The organism is Corynebacterium sp. HMSC068G04 (assembly GCF_001814885.1).
GTDB classification, from domain to species: Bacteria; Actinomycetota; Actinomycetes; order Mycobacteriales; family Mycobacteriaceae; genus Corynebacterium; species Corynebacterium hiratae.
This window is the reverse complement of record NZ_KV818334.1, coordinates 1-299: the sequence shown is the minus strand read 5'-3', so window position 1 is coordinate 299 and position 299 is coordinate 1. Positions and strand designations below refer to the sequence as shown.

The following is a 299-nucleotide window of genomic DNA, read 5'->3' as shown; positions in this document are numbered from 1 at the left end:
CGCATTGCTACTAACCACGAAACTGTCGCTCAGGGGCCAGCGGATGAGACCAGCATGGATCTGTATAACAATGCCCAAGGTCGATTTCTTGGATCTGTTTTCGCAAGTAGTGGCGACGAAGCTTCTGCTCTGAACCACTTCGCCCTCTGGGCTAGCATTGGACTGCTATCTACACTTTCCTAGGATAGGCACGAGAAGGGAGTTATGTTTATGAGACGCATGATGGCGCGGATAGGGTTCACTAGTATTGTCTCCCTATTACTCTCCTGGGCCTGACCCCCGGAAAGTAGACACGTCGG

1 protein-coding gene is annotated in these 299 nt (G+C 51.8%); it reads left to right on the top strand.

Annotated features, from left to right (window positions below):
- Positions 1-183, top strand: a 183-nt coding sequence (locus HMPREF2993_RS13735; RefSeq protein ID WP_083318716.1) for a DUF6973 domain-containing protein, incomplete at its 5' end; no start/stop codon positions are given.
- Positions 184-299: the final 116 nt, after the last annotated feature.